At 73.8% G+C, this 19,281-nt stretch carries 17 protein-coding genes; 2 read left to right on the top strand and 15 right to left on the bottom strand.

The annotated features are described in order from the left end of the window. Positions 1-102: 102 nt before the first annotated feature. Positions 103-1,986 carry a S9 family peptidase gene (locus TK50_RS13755; RefSeq protein ID WP_052503751.1) on the bottom strand — a complete coding sequence of 628 codons (1,884 nt, stop codon included), beginning with the start codon at positions 1,984-1,986 and terminating at the stop codon, positions 103-105. A 304-nt stretch (positions 1,987-2,290) separates the two neighbouring features. On the opposite strand from TK50_RS13755, the gene TK50_RS13750 reads away from it, so the two are divergent. Then, the gene (locus TK50_RS13750) at positions 2,291-3,073 is read left to right on the top strand and encodes an ABC transporter ATP-binding protein (RefSeq protein ID WP_241773987.1); all 783 of its coding nucleotides are present in this window, start codon (positions 2,291-2,293) and stop codon (positions 3,071-3,073) included. Positions 3,074-3,089: 16 nt separating this feature from the next. Here TK50_RS13750 and npdG read toward each other — a convergent pair whose 3' ends face one another. The 11 genes from npdG to TK50_RS13695 form a co-directional block, all read right to left on the bottom strand. Then, the gene (gene npdG, locus TK50_RS13745) at positions 3,090-3,752 is read right to left on the bottom strand and encodes an NADPH-dependent F420 reductase (protein WP_043963100.1); all 663 of its coding nucleotides are present in this window, start codon (positions 3,750-3,752) and stop codon (positions 3,090-3,092) included. Continuing rightward, positions 3,749-4,087 carry a VOC family protein gene (locus tag TK50_RS13740; RefSeq protein ID WP_043963099.1) on the bottom strand — a complete coding sequence of 113 codons (339 nt, stop codon included), beginning with the start codon at positions 4,085-4,087 and terminating at the stop codon, positions 3,749-3,751. The genes npdG and TK50_RS13740 overlap by 4 nt, the downstream gene beginning before the upstream one ends. Next, the gene (locus TK50_RS13735) at positions 4,084-5,067 is read right to left on the bottom strand and encodes an LLM class flavin-dependent oxidoreductase (protein ID WP_043963098.1); all 984 of its coding nucleotides are present in this window, start codon (positions 5,065-5,067) and stop codon (positions 4,084-4,086) included. The genes TK50_RS13740 and TK50_RS13735 overlap by 4 nt, the downstream gene beginning before the upstream one ends. Positions 5,068-5,076: 9 nt before the next feature. Beyond that, positions 5,077-6,048 (bottom strand): enoyl-CoA hydratase/isomerase family protein, encoded by a 972-nt coding sequence (locus TK50_RS13730; RefSeq protein WP_043963097.1) that lies wholly within the window; start codon positions 6,046-6,048, stop codon positions 5,077-5,079. A gap of 9 nt (positions 6,049-6,057) precedes the next feature. Then, positions 6,058-7,056 carry an LLM class flavin-dependent oxidoreductase gene (locus TK50_RS13725; protein ID WP_052503750.1) on the bottom strand — a complete coding sequence of 333 codons (999 nt, stop codon included), beginning with the start codon at positions 7,054-7,056 and terminating at the stop codon, positions 6,058-6,060. Then, positions 7,056-8,612, bottom strand: a complete 1,557-nt coding sequence (locus TK50_RS13720) for a class I adenylate-forming enzyme family protein (protein ID WP_052503749.1) — start codon at positions 8,610-8,612, stop codon at positions 7,056-7,058. Before TK50_RS13720 ends, TK50_RS13725 begins: the two co-directional genes overlap by 1 nt. After that, positions 8,609-9,616 (bottom strand): LLM class flavin-dependent oxidoreductase, encoded by a 1,008-nt coding sequence (locus TK50_RS32210; RefSeq protein WP_052503748.1) that lies wholly within the window; start codon positions 9,614-9,616, stop codon positions 8,609-8,611. Before TK50_RS32210 ends, TK50_RS13720 begins: the two co-directional genes overlap by 4 nt. Then, the gene (locus TK50_RS13710; protein ID WP_277814342.1) at positions 9,613-10,698 is read right to left on the bottom strand and encodes an LLM class flavin-dependent oxidoreductase; all 1,086 of its coding nucleotides are present in this window, start codon (positions 10,696-10,698) and stop codon (positions 9,613-9,615) included. The genes TK50_RS32210 and TK50_RS13710 overlap by 4 nt, the downstream gene beginning before the upstream one ends. Positions 10,699-10,785: 87 nt before the next feature. Beyond that, positions 10,786-11,832, bottom strand: a complete 1,047-nt coding sequence (locus TK50_RS32205) for an acyl-CoA dehydrogenase family protein (protein ID WP_052503747.1) — start codon at positions 11,830-11,832, stop codon at positions 10,786-10,788. A gap of 13 nt (positions 11,833-11,845) precedes the next feature. After that, on the bottom strand, positions 11,846-12,997 hold the full coding sequence (locus TK50_RS13700) for an acyl-CoA dehydrogenase family protein (RefSeq protein ID WP_043963094.1): 1,152 nt from the start codon (positions 12,995-12,997) through the stop codon (positions 11,846-11,848). 33 nt (positions 12,998-13,030) lie between these two features. Then, the gene (locus TK50_RS13695; protein ID WP_043963093.1) at positions 13,031-14,578 is read right to left on the bottom strand and encodes an AMP-binding protein; all 1,548 of its coding nucleotides are present in this window, start codon (positions 14,576-14,578) and stop codon (positions 13,031-13,033) included. 80 nt (positions 14,579-14,658) lie between these two features. On the opposite strand from TK50_RS13695, the gene TK50_RS13690 reads away from it, so the two are divergent. Further along, positions 14,659-15,630, top strand: a complete 972-nt coding sequence (locus TK50_RS13690; RefSeq protein WP_043963092.1) for an MBL fold metallo-hydrolase — start codon at positions 14,659-14,661, stop codon at positions 15,628-15,630. Positions 15,631-15,648: 18 nt separating this feature from the next. Here TK50_RS13690 and TK50_RS13685 read toward each other — a convergent pair whose 3' ends face one another. Genes TK50_RS13685 through TK50_RS13675 form a run of 3 tightly spaced genes read right to left on the bottom strand, consistent with a single transcriptional unit; the run spans position 15,649 to position 19,270 of the window. Further along, on the bottom strand, positions 15,649-17,250 hold the full coding sequence (locus TK50_RS13685; RefSeq protein ID WP_052503746.1) for a class I adenylate-forming enzyme family protein: 1,602 nt from the start codon (positions 17,248-17,250) through the stop codon (positions 15,649-15,651). Beyond that, positions 17,247-18,773 (bottom strand): class I adenylate-forming enzyme family protein, encoded by a 1,527-nt coding sequence (locus TK50_RS13680; RefSeq protein ID WP_052503745.1) that lies wholly within the window; start codon positions 18,771-18,773, stop codon positions 17,247-17,249. The genes TK50_RS13685 and TK50_RS13680 overlap by 4 nt, the downstream gene beginning before the upstream one ends. Continuing rightward, positions 18,773-19,270: a VOC family protein gene (locus TK50_RS13675; RefSeq protein WP_043963091.1), complete on the bottom strand. Its 498-nt coding sequence runs from the start codon at positions 19,268-19,270 to the stop codon at positions 18,773-18,775. The genes TK50_RS13680 and TK50_RS13675 overlap by 1 nt, the downstream gene beginning before the upstream one ends. Positions 19,271-19,281 lie beyond the last annotated feature (11 nt).

The raw sequence follows: 19,281 nt of genomic DNA, 5'->3' as shown, positions 1-19,281 counted from the left end.
GGCGCCCCGGAACGACGTCGTGGACGTGCGTCACCGCGGCCGGGTCACTTGCCGGCCGGCGGCGCCTCGGTCACCTGGGGTCGCGCGGCCGGGACCGCCCGGTCAAGATCGAGGAGCATCTTGACGATGACGGCGCCACGGTCCCGCTCGCCCGTGCTGATCGGGTCGTGCCGCACAGTGCGTCGCTTCATTGCATTCACCTCCCTCCGGTCGGTCGGGGTTCGGACCCCGCCGGTCGCGGTGGTCCTGACTGGGGGCCGCCGGGGGCGGCCCGTACGGGGGGAGCACCGCGGTGGCGTAGCGGAGCAGGGCGGCGAAGACGGCCGACTGTCCGGCGGCGTCGCCGTGGTGGCCGCCGGTGGTCCAGAGCACCTCGTGCGGCACCGCGCGGTCGCGCAGCGCGGCCACGTACCGGCCGACGGCTTCCGCCGGGCACCGCTCGTCGTCGGTGGCGGCGGCGACGAACAGCGGCCCGCGCACCCGGTCCAGGTACGTCATCGGGTCGGCGGCCCGGTACCGGTCGGGGACCTCGGCGGGGGTGCCGCCGAAGAGTTCCTCGTCCGCCTCGCGCACGGCGGGCAGCGTGGCGCGGTGCGCGGTCGCGTAGTCGGCCACCGGGGAGACCGCCAGCCCGACCGCCCAGTCGTCGGGGGCGACGCCCAGCGCGAGCAGCACCAGGTAGCCGCCCCAGGAGTAGCCGCACAGCCCGATCCGCCCCGGCTGCGCCACGCCGAGGTCGACCAGGTGCCGGCGTACGGCGTCGAGGTCCTCCAGCTGGGCCAGGCCGACCCGGTGGCCGAAGTCGTGCCGCCAGCGCGGGCCGTAGCCGGTGGATCCCCGGTAGTTGGTGCGCACGACGGCGTAGCCGGCCCCGGTGAGCAGTTCCACCCGGGGGTCGTAGCTGTCCCGGTCGTGCAGGAACGGCCCGCCGTGCAGCAGGTGGATCGTCGGCCACGGGCCTGGGCCGGGCGGGGTGGCCAGGAAGCTGTGGATCCGGCCGTACGGCTGGGGTGTCCACACCTCGCGGCGGCCCGGCGCGGCGGGCGGGCCGGGCGTCGGACGGGGGTCGGCGGCCGGGTCGACGACGAGCCGGCGCGGCGGCGTCGCCTCCCGGCTCCACACGTAGTGGATCGTGCCCTCGGGGGCGCAGGTCAGCTCCAGGATGGTCCCCGGCGGGGTGGGCAGGACGGCCGGCTCGCCGCCGTCGAGGTCGGCCAGGAGCAGCCGGCTGCGTCCCGCCCGGTCCTGTTGGACCAGCACCCGTCGGCCGTCGACGTGCCAGTGCGCGGTGATCTCCGTGTCGAACGCCAACCGCTCGTGCAGCCGGACGTCCCGGCCCGGCCGCCAGGTGCCGACGGTGTAGTGCCCGCCCGCCTCCACGACCAGCAGCAGCTCCGCGTCGCCGGCCGGGTCGGGGCGGAACTCCAGGGCCCACACCCGGCGGTGCGGGCCGCCGGCGAGGGCCTCGGTGTGGCCGTCGGTGCGGCGGACCACCGTGACGGCGGCCGGCCCGTCCGGTCGGCCGGCGAGGGCGAGCAGGGTGCCGTCGGGGCTCAGGTCCACCAGCGGCGCGTAGCCGGCCACGGTCGCCAGCGGGCGGGCCGGTCCGCCGGGCGTGCCGAGGTGGTACCGGGACTCCGCGTCGCCCCCGACGCAGACGACCGCCAGCGTGCCGGCGTGGTCGAAGGCGATGCCGTATGGCCGGCCGCGGGGCAGCCCGGTCAGCGCGGGCGCGGCCGGTCCACCGTCGAACGGCTGGCGGTGCCAGGCTCCGACGCCGTCCGGGTCGGCGTCGAACCACCAGACGTGGCCGCCGTCCGGCTCCAGGTCGCAGGCGTCCACCCCGTGCCGCGCCCGGGTCAGCACCCGACGCTGCCCGGTGGCGCGGTCCCACGCGACGACCTGGGGGCGGCCCGCGACGTCGTCGAGCTCGACGGCCCGCAGCGGGGCGGCGGCGGCGAATGCCGGTGCGCGCGGTGCAATCACGACGACCCCGTTCCACCGGACGGCCGGAGCACCGATCGTAATAGACGAATGACGATGCGTACATGCCGTCGGCCGCGGTTGCCCACCGCCCCGCAACTGTCACTTCACGGGCGCTTCCCGGTGAGTCGTCATGACGCGCCGCAAAAAGGTCCGTCCGCATCCCGGCGACGGCGGTCACCGTGGACGTCGGTGCCGGCCGCCCTGCGCGGCTGGGTTACCGTACCCGGGTGCCGCCGCACGAACCTCGTCAGCTCGGCCGCCGCCGCGGGCGGGCCTCCTCGTGACCGCGCCCCCGGTGCTGCGCGTGACGGACGCGACCGTCGTCCGCGACGGCAGACCGATCCTGTACGACGTGTCGCTGACGGTGCGGGCCGGCGAGCACTGGGCGCTGCTCGGCCCCAACGGGGCGGGCAAGAGCACGCTGCTCAGTCTTCTCGGTGCCGTCACGCACCCCACCCGGGGCACCGTCGAGGTGCTGGGCCACCGGCTGGGGCGGGTCGACATGCGCGAGTTGCGGTCCCACGTCGGCCACGTCGACCCGCGGCACGACCTGCGCTCGCCCCTCACGGTGCACGACGTCGTGCTGACCGGGCTGACCAACACCGTCGAGCGCGTTCCCCGCTGGGCGCCGACACCCGAGCAGGCCACGCAGGCCGACCGGCTGATCGGACTGCTCGGCCTCGGCGAACGCCACGGCGCGCGGTGGCCGACCCTGTCGCAGGGGGAACGGGGCCGCGCGCTCATCGCCCGCGCGCTGATGCCCAGTCCGCGGCTCCTGCTGCTCGACGAGCCCGCGACCGGTCTCGACGTCGCCGGCCGGGAACAGCTCATCGAGCGGCTCGACGAGCTGCAACACGCCTACCCGCGGCTCGCGTCCGTCCTGGTCACCCACCACCTGGAGGAGCTTCCTCCCGGGACGACCCACGTGCTGCTGCTGCGGGACGGGCGCTGCCTGGCGGCGGGGCCCGCCGACGAGGTCCTCACCAGCGACCAGGTCAGCAAGTGCTTCGACCATCCCGTCCGGCTCACCCGCGTCGAGGGACGGTGGAGCGTGCGGGCGAACCGCCCGGCGAGGCCGGCCGGCTGAGCCGGTGCCCGCAGGCTCACACGTCGGTGACGCGCAGGCCGGCGTGCGCCCGGTAGCGGCGGTTGACCGAGATGAGGTTGGCGGTGAACGCCTCCACCTGGTGCGCGTTGCGCAGCCGCCCCCCGTAGACGCCGCGCACGCCGGGGATGACGGCCGCGAGGTCCTGGACGAGGTCGGTGGCCTCGCGGTCGTCGCCGAGCACGAGCACGTCGGTGTCGACGGTGTCGAGGTCGGGATCCTCCAGCAGCACGGCGGAGACGTGGTGGAACGCGCCGACGACGGTCGATCCGGTGAGGATGGCCGCCGCCTGCTGGGCCGCCGAGCCCTCGGCGACGGGGAGGGCGAAGGCGCCCTGCCGGTCGAAGCCCAGCGGGTTGACGCAGTCGACCACGACCTTGCCGGCCAGCGCCGGGGCCAGCTCGGTGAGCAGCTCGGCGTGGCCGTCCCACGGGACGGCGACCACGACGATGTCGCCGGCCGCCGCCGCGTCGGCGTTCGCCGCGCCCCGGACCCGGCCGGGCAGCGCCGCGGCGGTGCTCTCCGCGCGTGCGGCGTCCCGCGAGCCGAGCACCACGTCGAGCCCGGCCGCGGCGAAGCGGCGGGCGAGGCCGCGCCCCTGCGGGCCGGTGCCGCCGAGCACGGCGACGGTACGGCCGCGAAGCGCGTCGCTGACGGTCATGCCGGGTTCCTTTCGTAGACGACGAGCGGGTTGCCGCAGGGGTCGACGACCACCGCCCGCCGCTCGTGCGGGCCGGTCTGGGGGGCCCCGGCCGTGGCGCCGGCCGCCACCAGCCCGGCCAGGCAGGCGTCCAGGTCGTCGACCTGCACGCTGAGCAGGGTCCGCCCGGCGACGGGCTGCTGGGTGGCGTCGGCGAGGCCGAGGGTGACGGTGCCGTCGGTGAGGGCGGCGTACCGGTCGCCGTCGCGGAACCGCACCGTCAGCCCGAGGGTGGTGTAGAAGGCGAGCTGGGCGTCCAGGTCCCCGGCGGGGACGATCACGTGCCCGATCCTCATGGGCGGAACCTCGGCATGACCTCGCGGGCGAACCGCTCGACGATCTCGATGGACCGCTCGATGGGCAGGCCGAGCCACTGGGCGCGGAAGACGAAGTGGTTGTAGCCGGCGTCGGCGAAGTCGCGGATCTTCGCGGCGATGTCGTCGGGCGAGCCGAAGAACAACGCCTTCTCCTTGATCGCGTCCCACTGCGACTCGAAGAAGTCCATGCCGTACTGGACGTACTCGCCGTAGGAGCGGCGCACCGCGTCGCCGGCCACCGCGAAGGCCGCCTCGGCCGAGTCCGCGACGCACAGGTCGCGGTGGATCGGGAACACCGCGCCGTCCTCGTCGAAGCCGGCCGCCCGGCGCTGCTCGCGGTAGTCGGCCAGGTTGCCGACGGCCCAGTTGCGGCGCACGTTCGACGGGGCCAGCCACGGCAGGCCCTGCCGGGCGATCCGGGCGATGCCCGTCGGGCCGTTCGCACCGACCCACACCGGCGGGTGCGGGCGCTGCACGGGCAGGACGCTGCAGCGTACGCCGTCGAGGGCGAAGTGCTTGCCCTCGTGGTGGACCGTCTCCCCCGTCCACAGCCGCTGCATCACCGCGAGGGCCTCGTTCATCCGCGACACGCGGGTGCGCCGGTCGATGCCGAACGACGCGAACTCGACGTCGCGGTAGCCGGAGCCGATGCCCAGCACGAACCGGCCGCCGGACATCTGGTCGATGGTCGCGATCTCCTCGGCCCAGTGCACCGGGTGGCCCAGCGGCAGGATGAGGATGCCGGTGCCGAGCTGCATGGTCCCGGAGTGGTCGACGAGCCGGCTCAGCAGCGGCAGCGGCTGCGGCGTGCTCAGCGACGACAGGTAGTGGTGGATGCCGAACACCGAGTGGTAGCCCAGGTCGCGGACGTGCTGGACGTACTCGACGGTCTCGCCGATGCGCCGGCCCAGGTCGTCGCCGGGGGCGTACTGGTGGTCGAGGAGGATGCCGAACTTCACGCCGCGCGCCTACTCTTCCCGGGACCGGGTGTCGCTGAGCCGGAAGTAGGGCGCGACCAGCCGGTCCCGGTCGGCCAGCGCCTGGGCGATGCCCTTTTCGCGGCGCTCCTTGAGGAAGTTCCAGTCGCCCTCGTCGAAGCTGACGTTGGTGGCCCAACCGTGCCCGACCCAGCCGGTCATCGCGCCCAGGCCCTTGCCCCGGGCCTCCATGACCACCTGCATCATCGACTTGCCCATCATCAGCGAGTCCAGCGGCATGACCGCGATCGCGTCGGCGTAGTCGTCGACCCACTTCTGCAGCTCGTCGCGCTCGACGACCTTGGTGACCAGGCCCTTGCGCTCGCCCTCCTCGGCGCCGATGGCCCGCATGGTCAGCATGACGTCCTTCATCGTCGTCAGGCCGACCTTCTCGATCCAGTGGTACATGTCCTGCGGGGCGGGGCCGAGGTAGCGGAACGCGGGGTGGGTGAACCGGGCGTCCGGGGAGGCGATGACGATGTCGGCCGACAGCGCGATCTGGAAGTGGCCGCCGTAGCAGTAGCCCTGCACCTGGCAGATGGTCGCCTTCAGCGACTCGATGATCGGGCGGGTGAAGCCGGAGCTGAGCACGTTGCGATCGGGCAGGATGCGCTGCCGCTGCGCCGGCCGCCGCCGCGACGCCTTGTCGGTGCCGGTGCGGTAGCCGATGTAGTGGCCCAGCTCGGCGGCGTCCGCGCCGGTGCCGAAGTGCTCGCCCTCGCCCTTGAACACGATGACCTTGACCCGGTCGTCGGTCTCGGCCTCCCGCACCAGGTCGCCGACCCGCTCGAACGCGGCGACGGGGATGGCGTTGAGCCGCTCGGGACGGTCGAAGGTGATGGTCGCGACGGACCGTTCCTCGTCGACGTCGTAGCGGACGTACTTCGCGAGGACCTCGGGGTCGACCTCCATGTTCTCGACGTCCCACTGGTGTTCCAGAAGCTCGGCTTCGGTCTTCTTCACGGCGGCTCCTCAGGTGGCGGGGGTGCGGAAGGCGGGGATCACTTCGGTGGCGAACAGCCGCAGCGAGGCGCGCAGCTTCTCGGTGGGCATGCCCAGCCACCCGGGACGGAAGATCAGGTGGTCGAAGCCCAGGTCACGCAGGGCGGAGATCCGTTCGACGAGGAACTCCGGGGAGCCCAGCAGCAGGGTGTTGCGCACCAGCTCGTCGAACCGGTCCCGCTGCCAGCGCAGCGCCGGGTACTCGGCGTACGTCGAGTACTCGACGCGGGCGTGGGGCAGCGCCTCCTCGACGGCCCGCTCGGTGGTCGGCGCGCAGTACAGCTCGACGCCGACGGGCCGCTGCACGGTCGCCGGGTCGCGGCCGTACTCGGCCAGGGCCTCGTTGTAGACGGCCAGGTGCTCGGGCAGGAAGCGGCGGCTCGGGGAGTTGCCCGGCGCGTACCAGGCGTCGCCGAGGCGGGCCGCCCGGCGGACGGCCTTCTTGCCGCCCGCGCCGATCCAGATCGGCGGGCCGCCCGGGGTGAGGGGACGCACCCCGATCGTGGCGTCGGTCTGCGGGTAGAACTCGCCCTCGTGGGTGACCGGCTGCCCGGTCCACAGGGCCCGGATGAGCCGCAGGCTCTCGTCGAAGCGGCGGAACCGGGTCTCCGGGTCGATGCCGAACGCGGCGAACTCGTTGTCGCGGTAGCCGGCGCCGACGCCGAGGACCACCCGCCCGCCGGAGAGGTGGTCGAGGGTGGCGAACTCCTCGGCGACGTGCACCGGGTGGAACATCGGCAGCAGCAGGATGCCGGTGCCGAGCAGCATGTCGCCGGAGCGGGGGATGAGGCTGGCCAGCATCGAGATCGGCTGGGGCGTGGCCAGGTTGGACTGGAAGTGGTTGATCGTCCACACCGAGTCGTAGCCCAGCTCGGCGGCCAGCTCGACGGTGCCGAACAGGTCGTCCAGGTGTCTGCGCAGGTCGTCGCCGTGCGGGTACTGGTGCGACGCCATGATGCCGAACCTCATCAGCTTCCCCCTCCCTGCGACACGGGTGCCGCCGCGCGGCTGGTCTTGCCGGTGGTGCTGCGTTCCAGGGCGGGCACGAACTCGACCCGCCGGGGGGTCTTGAAGTGGGCGAGGCGGTCCCGGGCGTACGCGACGACGGCGTCGGCGAGGCCGGCGTCGGTGACCGCGTCGTCGGCCTCCCGCACGACGAGCGCCACGGGGATCTCGCCCAGCCGGTCGTCGGGGCGGCCGAGCACCCGCACGTCGCGCACGAGCGGGTGCTCGCGCAGCACGTCCTCGATCTCCTCGGGCCACACCTGGAAACCGCCGCACTTGATCATGTCGCGCTTGCGGCCGACGAGGAACAGGACGCCGTCGGCGTCGACGTAGCCGATGTCGCCGGTGTGCACCCAGCCGTCGCGGACCAGGTCACGGGACGCCTCGGCGTCGTCGACGTACCCCCGGGTCAGCGCGGACCGAACGACCACCTCGCCCGACGAGCCGGTGGGCAGGGCCTCGCCCGCGTCGTCGCGGATCTCCAGCTCCACGCCCGGGTAGACCCGGCCGGCCGAACCGGGCTTCCACCGGCCGGCCTTCATGTCCCGGCCGGTCCAGCCGGCGATGTGCCCGGCCTCGGTCGAGCCGTAGTTGACCAGGATCGGCACCCGGTAGCGCTCCTCGAAGGCGCGCCGCACCGGCCAGGAGATCGCCTGCCCGGCCACGAGGACGGACTTGACCCCGTGGAACGGCAGGTCCCGCTCGGCGTGCACGATGTCGAAGACCATCGTGGGCAGCAGGAAGAGGTTGTCGAACGCGAACCGGTCCATCAGGTCGGCGAGCCGGTCGACGCCGAAGCGTTCCCAGACCACGGCGGCCCGCCCGACGAAGTACGCGAACAGCAGCGAGTGCTGGCCGCCGCTGTGGAACAGCGGCAGGGCGATGAGGTTGGGGGCGGCGTCGGGTGCGGCGGTGCCCTCGGCGTCGGTGCCGGTGCTGACCCGGGCCAGCCGCCCGAGCGACTCGCGGGTGCCGCCGTGGGTGACGCTGACGGCCTTCGGCCGCCCGGTGGTGGTGCCCCCGGTGAACAGGATGCACGCCTCGGCCTCGGGCGCGACGTCGACCGTCGGCACCCGCGCCTCGTGCCGCCACGGCAGCGCCGCCGCGCCGGCGAGCGGCTCCGCGACGCTACGCACCGGCGGCGCGTCCCCGGCGGCGGCGAGGAACTCGGCGACCACGTCCGGGCGGCGGTCGTCGACGAGCAGCAGGCGCGGGTCGGTCTTCGCGACCGACTCGGCCAGTTCGGCGGCGTTGTAGAGGCTGCTCACGGTGACCGGGACCGCGCCGATCTTCCACGCGCCGAAGAGGAAGAAGACGATCTCCGGGCCGTTGGTCAGGTAGCAGGCGACGCGGTCGCCGGGGCCGACGCCCTCGGCGCGCAGCGCGGCGGCGACCCCGCCGGCGAGCAGGTCGATCTGGTCGAACGTCCACGACCGGCCGTCCTCGCCGTACAGACCCGGGACGTCGGGGCGGTCGGCGCAGCGCCGGTCGAGGATGCGGGCGAGGTTGCCGGCGCTCATCGGGACGCCTCCCGTCCGGTCGGTGCGGTGTCGACGCGCGCGATGACCTCCGCGCCGAAGCGGGCGAGCTGCTCCATCGCCTCGTCCTGGCCGGCGCCGACGAACTGGTGGCGCAGGGAGACCTCCGTGATGCCGAGGTCGGTCTCCCAGCGGCGCAGCTTGTCGACGATCTCGTCGGCCGACCCGACGAGGCAGTCCTCGGCGAGGTAGCGGTCGAGGTCGAGGGACTGGGCGTCGTCCCACGACTTGTAGCCCGCGTACTGGCGCTGCAGGTGGGGGCGGACGGCGGCGACGGCGCCGGCGTAGCTGTCGCCGAGGAACGCCTCGCGGGTCATCGGGTACTCCCGGTCGAGGGCGAAGCCGCGCTCGGCGAGGTCGGCGCGGTAGATGCCGAGCAGCCGGGCCAGTTCGGCGTCGTTGCCCTTGGGGCCGATGAGCCACGGGGCGTCCAGCCGGGCGGCCCGGCGGATCGCGGGCTCGGCGAACGCGCCGATCCACAGCGGCGGGCCGCCGGGCTGCACCGGGCGCAGCGCCAGGGACGCGCCGGGGACCTCTCCCCAGCTGCCGGCGAGGTCGACGGTCTCGCCGTTCCACAGCGACCGCAGCGTCGGCACGTACTCGCGCAGGCGGCGCAGCCGGTCGTCCCAGGCGACGCCGAAGGCGGCGGTCTCCCGCTTGCGGTAGCCGGCACCGATGCCGACGGTCAGCCGGCCGCGCGAGAGCACGTCGAGGGACGCGAGGTCCTCGGCGAGCGCGACCGGGTTCAGCAGCGGCGCGAGCAGCACCCCGAAGCCGATGCGGACCCGCGAGGTGGCGCGGGCGAGATACCCGGCGAGCGGGATCGGCTGGACGAACGCCGACCGGGCCAGGTAGTGGTGGCCGAGGTAGACGGCGTGGAAGCCGGCCGCCTCGGCGGCGGCGGCCTGGGCGAGCACGCCGTCGATGCCGTCGACGGCGGAGGCCGACGGGTCGAACTGGGCGCTGAGGAAGCAGCTGATCCTCACCCGACGACCGCCTCGGTGACGGGCGGGGCGACCGGGGCGGCGTCGGCCTTCTCCTGGGCGCGGAAGTGCGGGATGACCTTCTCGGCGAACTCCTCCATCGACCGCAGTGCGGCCCGGCGGTCCAGCGACGGGATCCGCAGCCAGCCGATGTAGTGGTTGATGCCGAGCTGTTCGCGCAGCATCTCGATGGTCTCGATGACCCGCTGGGCCGAGCCGAAGTTGCCGCCGTGGGTCAGCGTCTGCTCCAGGGTCAACAGCTCGATGTTCTTCGCGACGGCCGCGTAGTAGGAGCGTTCCTGCTCGATGGCCTCCTCCGAGCCGGGGATGACCTTGCCGACCGACTTGTAGTAGTTCATCGCGGCCAGGGCGGCCTCCCGCAGGCCCTCCTCGCCCTCGCCGCACCAGACCTGCTGCATGAACGGCAGTTCGTAGTCGGCGATGTCGAACCCGTTCTCCCGCATGCTCTGCCGGTAGAGGCCGAAGTTCTTCTGCATGATGCCCAACGGCGTGAAGTTCGGGGAGGTGATGATCGACTCGCCGACCGCGCCGCGCTCGCGGAAGCTGTCCGGGGAGACGGTGCCCTGCAGGATCGGCGGGCCGCCGGGGGTGTGCGGGCGCGGGTAGGTCGTGACGTTGTCGTAGTGGAAGATCTGGCCGTGGTAGGAGAAGTTCTCCTGCGACAGCGCCAGCCGCAGGACCTCCAGGGTCTCCTGGTAGCGCTGCTTGGACTCCTCGAGGGGGATGCCGAAGCCGGCGAACTCGGCGGGCTGGTAGCCGCGGCCGACGCCGATGCGGACCCGGCCGCCGCTGAGCACGTCGAGGGCGGCGATGTCCTCGGCCAGGCGCAGCGGGTGGTGCAGCGGCAGCACGAGGACGGCGGTGCCGATGGTGATCCGCCGGGTCCGCTCGGCGACGGCCATGCCGAAGTTCACCGGGCTGCCGAGGATGCCGTACTTGGAGAAGTGGTGCTCGGCCAGCCAGATCGAGTCGAAGCCGAGCTCGTCGGCCAGCTGGATCTCGTCGAGGGTCTCCCGCAGCACCTGGTGGTCCGATGTGCCATCGCTCACCGGAAACAGGTTCATGATTCCGAACTTCACGGCCTCTCCTCGTTTATTCCGACCAGCCGGTATGTTACTGCCGTGGTAGATGGCCTGCAAGGGTTGCGCAGGTCAGGCCGCTGCGGTGGGCACGGGCGGCTCGCCGGCGCGCGCGCCGACCCGCAGCTCGCCGGCGCGGCGGCGGTGCCACGAGCCGCGCCCGAACCGGGCGTCGAGCACGAGCGCCCGGCGCAGGAACAGGTGCGGGTCCGCCTCCATCGTGATGCCCATCCCGCCGTGCACCTGGATGCACCGCTCGGCGGCGAAGACCGCCGCCCGCCCGGCCGCGGCCTTCGCCGCGTGCACCTGGATCCCGGCGTCGGGGCGGCCGGTGTCGACCGCCCACGCGGCGTACAGGGTCAGGTCCCACGCGGCCTTGCGCGCCGTGGCGGCCTCCGCGAGCTGGAACGCGACCCCCTGGAACGAGCCGATCACCCGCCCGAACTGCCGGCGGGTGCGGGCCTGCTCGGCGGCCAGGTCGATCGCGCCCTGCGCGACCCCGCACAGCTCGGCGGCCACCACCAGCGCGGCGCGCCGCACACCCGCACCGGCGGGCGTCACCCGCCCCGGCGCGGCCACGGTGACGTCCGACAGCGGCACCGACGGGTCGACGGAATCGCGTGCGGCGACCCCGGCCGCCTCGGCGGTCCAGACCCCGTCGGGGCCCAGGACGGCGAGGCCGTCGGCCTGCGCCGCGTACGGCACCAGGGTCCGCACCAGCGGATCGGGCGACACCGCGTCCGCCCAGCCGGAGCCGCCCGGCACGTCGACGGCACAGGTGAGCACCCGGCCGCCGGCGAGCACCTCGTCGGGCAGCGGGTCGGGGCGGTCGCCGCCGCAGAGCAGCTGGACGGCCGCCGCGTGGGCCGGGAACCGGCTCGGCACGAGCCGCTCGCCGAGCGCCTCGACGGCGACCAGCAGGTCGATCAGGTGCGACCCGACGCCGCCGGCGGCCTCGGGCACCCCGAGGAGGCCGAAGTCACGCAGCAGCGGGCCGTCGCAGGCCGGGGCCTGCCACGGGCCCGTCAGGGCGTCGCGCGCCCGGACGCTCTCCCCCGCCGCGAGGGCCGCGACGGTGTCGCCGATCTCCCGCTGCTCCGGGGTGAAGGTTGCTCGCATGTGGCCACTCCGCTCAGCGCGAGCGGGGCAGGTTCAGCACCCGCTCCGCGAGGATCGACTTCTGGACTTCCTCCGTGCCGCCCTCGATGGTGTGGGCGCGGGCACGCAGGTAGCGGCGCATCCGGGCGGCGGCCCCGTCGCCGTCGAGCAGCACGCCGCCGGCCTCGTCGAGCTGCACCGCGAGGCGGTTGGCGTTCTGCACGACCTGCGCCCACAGGCTCTTGAGCGCCGACGTCTCCGGGCCCGGCACGCCGCCGGCCCGGCTCTCGCCGAGCATCCGCATCGACCCGATCCGGACCGCCTCGGCGTCGCAGTGCAGCGCGCCCACGGTGTCGAGGAACGCGCCGTCGTCGGTCATCCCGCGCGCGACCGCGAGGTCGACGACGCGGTCCACGGCCTGGCGGGCCCACACCCACAGGTTCAGCGCCATGCTGCCGCGCTCGAAAGCGAGGGTGGTGAGCGCGACGGTCCAGCCGTTGCCGACGCCGCCGAGGACGTCGGAGTCGGGCACGAAGACGTCGTCGAGGAACATCTCGTTGAACTCGGTGTCCCCGTTGATCATCTCCAGCGACCGGACGGTGAAGGCGTCCATCGGGGCGAGGAAGTAGGTGATGCCCCGGTGCTTCGGCGCGTCGGGGTCGGTGCGCGCCAGCAGCAGGCACTTCGACGCGTTGTGCGCGTTGGACGTCCAGATCTTCGCGCCGTTGACGCGCCACCCGCCGTCGACCCTGGTCGCGGCCGTACGCAGGCTCGCCAGGTCGGAGCCGGAGCCGGGCTCGCTGAAGCCCTGGCACCAGTACGTCTCGCCGCGCAGGATCCCGGGCAGGTGCCGCGCCTGCTGCTCGTCGGTGCCGTGGGCGATGATCGTGGGCCCGGCCAGCATCATGCCGACCCCGTTGAGCGGGTACGGCGCGCCGCGCACGGCGGCCTCCTCGTTGAAGATGGCCTGCGCCAGCGAGTCCATGCCCCGGCCGCCGTGCGCGGTCGGCCACGACAGGCCGGCCCAGCCGCCGGCGCACAGCCGGTCCTGCCACACCCGCGACCAGTGCTCGCGCTCGTCCTGCGACAGCTCCTCCTGGTCGGGCACGTCGGCCAGCGCCTTGTCGAGCCAGTCGCCGACCTCGCGCCGGAACGCCAGGTCGGTGCCGCTGTCAGCGAAGTCCATGCCCACCTCCCAGCGGGTCGTCGTCGATGCCGCTCACGCCGAGAGCTCCTCGGAGCGCGTGAGCCGGGCCTTGTAGAGCTTGCCGTTCGGGTCGCGCGGCAGGGCGTCGCGCACGACGTACGACACCGGGCGCTTCGGCTTGGCCAGCCGCTGCGCGAGGTGGTCGCGCAACGCCGCCACGGCCGCGTCGGCGTCGGGCGCGGTGTCGGCCAGCACGACGTGCGCCTGCGGCACCTCGCCGAACTCCTCGTCGGGCACGCCGACCACGCCGGCGTCGACGACCCAGTCGTGTTCGAGCAGCGCGGCCTCGATCTCGGCCGGGTAGACGTTGACGCCGCCGACGAGGATCAGCTCGGCCGCGCGGCCGGTGACGTAGAGGAAGCCGTCGGCGTCGACGTGGCCGACGTCCCAGACGGTCATCAGGCCGTCGCGGCGTGCGCCGTCGGTCTTGCCGGGGTCGTTGTGGTATTCGACCCGGTCGTCGCCCTGGCGCATGTAGACGATGCCGGTCTGCCCGACGGGCACCTCGTTGCCCAGCTCGTCGAGGATCTTCAGCGTGGAGATCGAGGCCGGGCGGCCGACCGTGCCGGGGTGGGCGAGCCACTCGTGGGGGCGCGCGATGGTGGTGCCGACCTCGGTCGAGCCGTAGTACTCGTAGACGACGGGGCCGAACCAGTCGAGGATGCGCTGCTTGACCTCGCGGGGGCAGGGCGCCGCACCGTGCAGCACGTAGCGCAGCGTGGAGACGTCGTAGGCGTCGCGCACGTCGGCGGGCAGTTGCAGCAGCCGGTAGAAGTGCGTCGGCACCATGCTGGTGCCGGTGACCCGCTGGTCCTGGACCCGCCGCAGGAAGCCCTCCGGCGTCCAGCCGTCCATCAGGACCAGGGTGCCGCCGGCGTGCAGCGCGCCCATGGCCGGGGTGATGTTGGCCGAGTGGTACATCGGCGCGGAAACCAGCCAGGACGCGAACGCGGGGCGTTCCATCCCGAACTCCTTGAACAGCCAGACGTACGTCAGCGCCCCGGTGTCGGCGTCGACGCCGCTGAGCGGCCGTTTGACGCCCTTCGGGCGGCCGGTGGTGCCCGAGGTGTACATCATCAGGGAGCCGGCCGGCGTGTCCTGCGGGCTCGTGTCGGGCATGCCCTCGGTGAGCGCCGACAGTGGCCGGGCCCGGCCCGTGCGGGGCGTGCCGTCGACGAACACGTCGATGTCGGGGGTGGCCCCGGCGGCGGCGACCACCACGTCCTCGACGCGGGCGGAGCCGACGACCACCTTCGCGCCGCTGTCGGCGAGGATGTAGCCGACCTCGGGCGCGGTGAGGTGGTAGTTGAGCGTCACGAGGTAGAGCCCCGACTGCATCGCCGCGAGATACAGCGCCACCATGCCGGCGCTGTTCGTCATGACCGCCGCGACCGTGTCGCCGGCCTGGAGGCCCGCCCGGGTGCGCAGGCCGTGCGAGATCCGGTTCACCTCGGCGAACAGCTCGCCGTAGGAGATCCGCCGATCGTCGGCGGTCACGATCGCGCACAGGTCCGGTTCGGCGACGGCCCACAGCCGAAACCCCGTCCGCTCCTCGCTCATCGGACTCCTTGAATTAAATTCCGACCATCCGGTATGTTGTTGTCACACAGTAAGGGAGCCGTCCGACGATGTCCATACCCGTGAGCGACGCACACGCCGCCAGCTACCGCGCCCGCCAGGTGCCGGCCCCCGTCCAGGTCGCCGACGGCGTCTGGGGCATCCCGATCCCCCTGCACGGCAGCGCCCTGCGCTACGTCACCGTCTACCTGGTCGACACCGGCGACGGCCCGGTCCTCGTCGACGCCGGCTACGACCACCCGACCTGCTGGGCGTCGTTCCAACGGTCGGTCGAGTCGCTCGGCCACCGGGTCGAGGCCATCACGACCGTCCTCCTCACCCACAACCACCCCGACCACGTCGGCTTCGCCGCCCGCCTGCGGGAGGTCTCCGGGGCGCGGATCGTCATGGGACGCGCCGACGACTTCGCCACCGCGCACCGCACCCGCGGCACCTTCCTCGCCCAGCTCCGCGCCGCCCTCGACCTCACCGGCGCGCCGGCCGACGTCGTCGACGGCATGTACGCCGACGCCGTCGCGGTCGCCGAGCACCACGAGACGCTGCGGCTCGACGTCGCCCTCGACGCCGACACGGAGTTCCGCTTCGGCGACGTGACCATCCACGCCGTGCCCGCCCCCGGGCACACCTACGGGCACACGGTCTACGTCGACGCCCGCGGCCTGGTCTTCACCGGCGACACGATGATGGCCGAGGGGCCGACCCAGCTCGCGATCGTGAGCCGGCCCGACGACGACCCGGCCGGCGACCTGCTCCGTTCCCTGGCGCGCATCCGCGACCTCGGCGCGGCCATCGCCTGCCCCGCCCACCAGTTCCCCTACCGGGACGTGGCGGCGCGCGCCGACGAGCTGTCGGCCTTCCACCGGGGCGAGGTCGACCGGGTCCGGGACCTGGCCGGCGACGGCGCCGACGCGTGGACGCTCGCGCCGCGTATGCCGTGGCGCAAGCCGTGGGACGACCTCGGCCGGGGCACCCGGCGCTTCTCCCTGATGCACACCCTCGCCCTGCTGCGGCACGTGACCGGTGCCGCCCGCTAGGCGTCGGCGACCGGCGCGTCAGCCGCGCCCGGACTCGGCGTACGCCCAGTCGGGGCGCAGGTCGGCGCGCAGCTGGCGCAGGGTCCGCTTGAGCACCTTCCCCGACGGGTTCGTCGGCAGCTCCGCCACCAGGTAGACCTCCTTCGGCACCTTGAACCGGCCGAGCCGCTGCCGGGCGTACGCGATGAGGTCCTCGGCCTGAAGCCCCGGCCGGCCGACCACGAACGCCACCGGCACCTCCACCCACACGGGGTGCGGCGCGCCCACCACCGACGCGGCCAGCACGAGCGGGTGCCCGGCGAGCACGTTCTCGATCTCGGCGCTGGCGATGTTCTCCCCGCCGCTGCGGATCATGTCCTTGAGCCGGTCGCGGATGTAGAGGTAGCCGTCGGCGTCGAGGCACCCGACGTCGCCGGTGTGGAACCAGCCGTCGCGGAACGCGGCCCGCGTCGCCTCCGGGTCGTCGAGGTAGCCGGGGCTGACCTTCGGCCCCCGCGCCACCACCTCGCCGTCCTCGCCGGCCGGCACGTCGCGGCCGTCCGGGTCGACCACCCGCACCTGGACCCACGGCACCGGCAGGCCGACCGAGCCCTGCTTGGCCTCCTGGTGGGCGGCGTCGAGGTAGGTCAGCCCGCTGCACGTCTCGGTGAGGCCGTAGCCCTCGATCAGGCGCGCGTTGGGGAACAGCCCCCGCGCCACGGCGAACAGCGCCGAGGTCACCTGCGAGTAGATGACCCAGCGCACCGAGGACAGGTCGGCCGCGACGCCCGTCGCGCGGCGGAGCATGTCGAGCATCGTCGCCGCCATCACCATCCCGGTGATCCGTTCCGCCTCGATCGCCCGCAGCACGGCCGCCGGCTCGAAGCGCCGCAGCAGCACCATCGTGCCGCCGACGTGCCAGATGCCGTAGCCGGGCAGGTCGGTGCCGCCGACGTGGTAGAGCGGGGCGAAGTTGAGGATCCGGTCGCCGGGGCGCAGCCCCAGCTCCACGATCTGGGCGTGCATGTTCATGTTCACGTTGCCGTGGGTGAGCAGGACGCCCTTGGGCAGGCTGGTCGTGCCGGAGGTGTAGACGATCCGCTGCAGGGCGGCGTCGTCCAGGTCGGCGTCGGCGACCCGGGCCCCCCGGTGGGCGTCGATCAGCGCCCGCAGGTCGAGCCAGCCGTCGCCGATCGGTTCGAGGGCGAAGCGGCGCACGCCCGCGAGGCCGGCTTCGGCCAGCGCGGCCTCGGTCGGCCCGGCTTCCGTCAACGCGGCTTCGGTCAGGGCGGCCTCCGTCAACGCCGCGAACTCCGGGACGGTCGCGACCGCCTGGACCCGCGCGTGCGCGAGCAGCCGCGCCAGCTCCCCCGCCGTCAGCCGGTAGTTCAACGGCACGAAGACCGCGCCGAGCTTCGCCAGCGCCAGGGACAGGAGGAGGAACTCCGGCACGTTGTTCGCCACGATCGCCACCCGGCTGTCCCGGCGTACCCCCTCGGCCGACAGGCCCGCGGCCAGGGCGTTGACGTCGGCGTCGAGCTGCCGGTGCGTCCACCGGCGGCCCTCGAAGACGAGCGCGTCGGCGTCGGCGAAGCGCCGGGCGTTGCCGGCCAGCATCGCGGCGATGTTGGCGGTGCTCACCCGGCCACCCCCGGGCCCTGGCGCAGCAGCGTCTTGAGGACCTTGCCGGAGTCGTTGCGCGGCAGCGCGGCGACGATCTCGACGTATTTCGGCACCTTGTACCGGGCCAGTTCGGCCCGGCAGTGCCCGCGCAGGTCCTCGGCGGCGGTGGCCGCGCCGTCGCGCAGGACGACGAACGCCTTCGGCACCTCGTCCCACTGCGGGTCGGGGACGCCGACGACGGCGACCTCGGCGACGTCGGGGTGCCGGGCGAGGACGCGTTCGATCTCGGCGCTGGCGATGTTCTCCCCGCCGGACTTGATCAGGTCGGCGCGGCGGTCGACGAACCACAGGTAGCCGTCGGCGTCGATCCGCCCGACGTCGCCGGTGAGGAACCAGCCGTCGCGGCGGGTCCGCCGGTTGGCCTCGTCGTCGTTCCAGTAGCCGGGCGAGACCTTCTCGCCGCGCACGACGATCTCCCCCGCCACGCCGGGGGCGACGGGCCGGAAGTGCTCGTCGACGATCCGGATCTGCACGCCGGGGAACGGCGCGCCGAGCGCGCCCAGCTTCGCCTCCTCGTGGGCGGCGTCCAGGTAGCAGACGCCGTTGCACAGCTCGGTCATGCCGAACGTGTCGACGAGGCGCACGTGGGGCAGGCGGCGCTTCACCTCCCGGCGCACGCTCGGCGCGACCCCGGCGAAGAGCAGGTAACGCAGCGCGGCGAGGTCCGGCGGGTCGGGCAGGTCCAGCACTCCGAAGAGGATCTGCGCGGCGAGCACCATGCCGGTGATGCGTTCCTCGGCGGCGATGCGGGCGATGTCCGCCGCCTTGAACGTCGGGGTGAGCACCATCGTCGCGCCCGCCACGAACGTCGCCAGCCCCGGCGCCTCCAGGCCGCTGACGTGGAACAGCGGCGCGGAGACCAGGATCCGGTCGGCGTCGGTCAGCTCCAGTTCGAGGACCTGTGCGAGGTGGTTCGCGGCGAGGTTGCCGTAGGTGTGCACGACCCCCTTGGGCCGGGCCGTGGTGCCCGAGGTGTAGAGCAGCCGGTGCACGTCGGCGGGGCCCTTCTCGGCGTCGGCGACCCGCACGCCGGCCGGCTGCCCGGCGAGCAGGTCGGCCAGCCGCCGCGCGCCGCCGACGACCCGTTCGCCGTTGGCCACCAGGGTCCGCAGCCCGGTCGCGGTCGCCAGCCGGGCGGCGTCGTCGGCGAAGTCGTCGTCGTAGAGCAGGCCGGTGACGCCGGCCTGGTCGAGGACGTACGCCTGCTCGTTGACGTGCAGCCGCCAGTTCAGGGGCACCGAGATCGCGCCGATGCGGCTGAGCGCGAGCAGCTCGATGACGTAGGTGGCGGTGTTGCGGCCGAGCACGCCGACCAGGTCGTCGGCGGTGATGCCGGCGGCCAGCAGCGCCGCCGCGTGCCGGTCGACGTCGGCGTCGAGCGCGGCGTACGTGAACCGGCGGTCGCCGTCGACGAGGGCCTCCCGGTCGGCGCGGCGCAGCGCCTGCCGGCGCAGGTGCCCGGTGACGTTGCTGGCGGCCATCAGTTGCCGCCGCCGTCGCGCCGCCGGGCCAGGATCTCCTCCCGGGACGGCAGCGACACGAACTCCAGCAGGTTGCCGTCGAGGTCGCGGGCCGCGAACGCGGTGATGTGGCCGTAGTTCTCCAGCAGCACCCGGTTGGGGGTGGTCAGGCAGTCGGCGCCCAGGTCGACCAGCCGCTGGTGCAGCTCGTGGATCTCGTCGAGCGGCACCTCGAAGCTGAGCAGGAAGGGGCCCAGCTCCAGGTGGCCGCCGGTCGCCGTCCGGGTCGTCGCGCCGTTCCACTCGATGAGTTCGAGCTGGCCGACGCGGCTGGGCCCCTGCAGGTACTGGACCTTCCCGGTGGTGCCGGCGGGCAGGCCCAGCGACACCTCGATCCCGGGGCCGCCGACGTCGGTGCGCAGCGTCCTGCGGTAGCCGAGAGCCCGCTCGTAGAAGTCCGCGGCCCGGTCGACGTCGGAGACGGTGATGGCCACGTGGTGCACTTCGCTGACCGGCATGGTGACTCGCT

This window comes from Micromonospora haikouensis (genome assembly GCF_000876225.1).
In the GTDB taxonomy this organism is placed as follows: domain Bacteria; phylum Actinomycetota; class Actinomycetes; order Mycobacteriales; family Micromonosporaceae; genus Micromonospora; species Micromonospora haikouensis.
Note: the sequence above shows the minus strand (reverse complement) of the source record. Positions and strands in the feature narration are given on the sequence as shown.

Coding starts and splice junctions, on each gene's coding strand:
- npdG (WP_043963100.1), bottom strand. CDS start 3,752: ATGACCGTCAGCGACGCGCTTCGCGGCCGTACCGTCGCCGTGCTCGGC.
- TK50_RS13740 (WP_043963099.1), bottom strand. CDS start 4,087: ATGAGGATCGGGCACGTGATCGTCCCCGCCGGGGACCTGGACGCCCAG.
- TK50_RS13725 (WP_052503750.1), bottom strand. CDS start 7,056: ATGAGGTTCGGCATCATGGCGTCGCACCAGTACCCGCACGGCGACGAC.
- TK50_RS13720 (WP_052503749.1), bottom strand. CDS start 8,612: ATGAGCGCCGGCAACCTCGCCCGCATCCTCGACCGGCGCTGCGCCGAC.
- TK50_RS13710 (WP_277814342.1), bottom strand. CDS start 10,698: ATGAACCTGTTTCCGGTGAGCGATGGCACATCGGACCACCAGGTGCTG.
- TK50_RS32205 (WP_052503747.1), bottom strand. CDS start 11,832: ATGCGAGCAACCTTCACCCCGGAGCAGCGGGAGATCGGCGACACCGTC.
- TK50_RS13700 (WP_043963094.1), bottom strand. CDS start 12,997: ATGGACTTCGCTGACAGCGGCACCGACCTGGCGTTCCGGCGCGAGGTC.
- TK50_RS13695 (WP_043963093.1), bottom strand. CDS start 14,578: ATGAGCGAGGAGCGGACGGGGTTTCGGCTGTGGGCCGTCGCCGAACCG.
- TK50_RS13680 (WP_052503745.1), bottom strand. CDS start 18,773: ATGGCCGCCAGCAACGTCACCGGGCACCTGCGCCGGCAGGCGCTGCGC.
- TK50_RS13675 (WP_043963091.1), bottom strand. CDS start 19,270: ATGCCGGTCAGCGAAGTGCACCACGTGGCCATCACCGTCTCCGACGTC.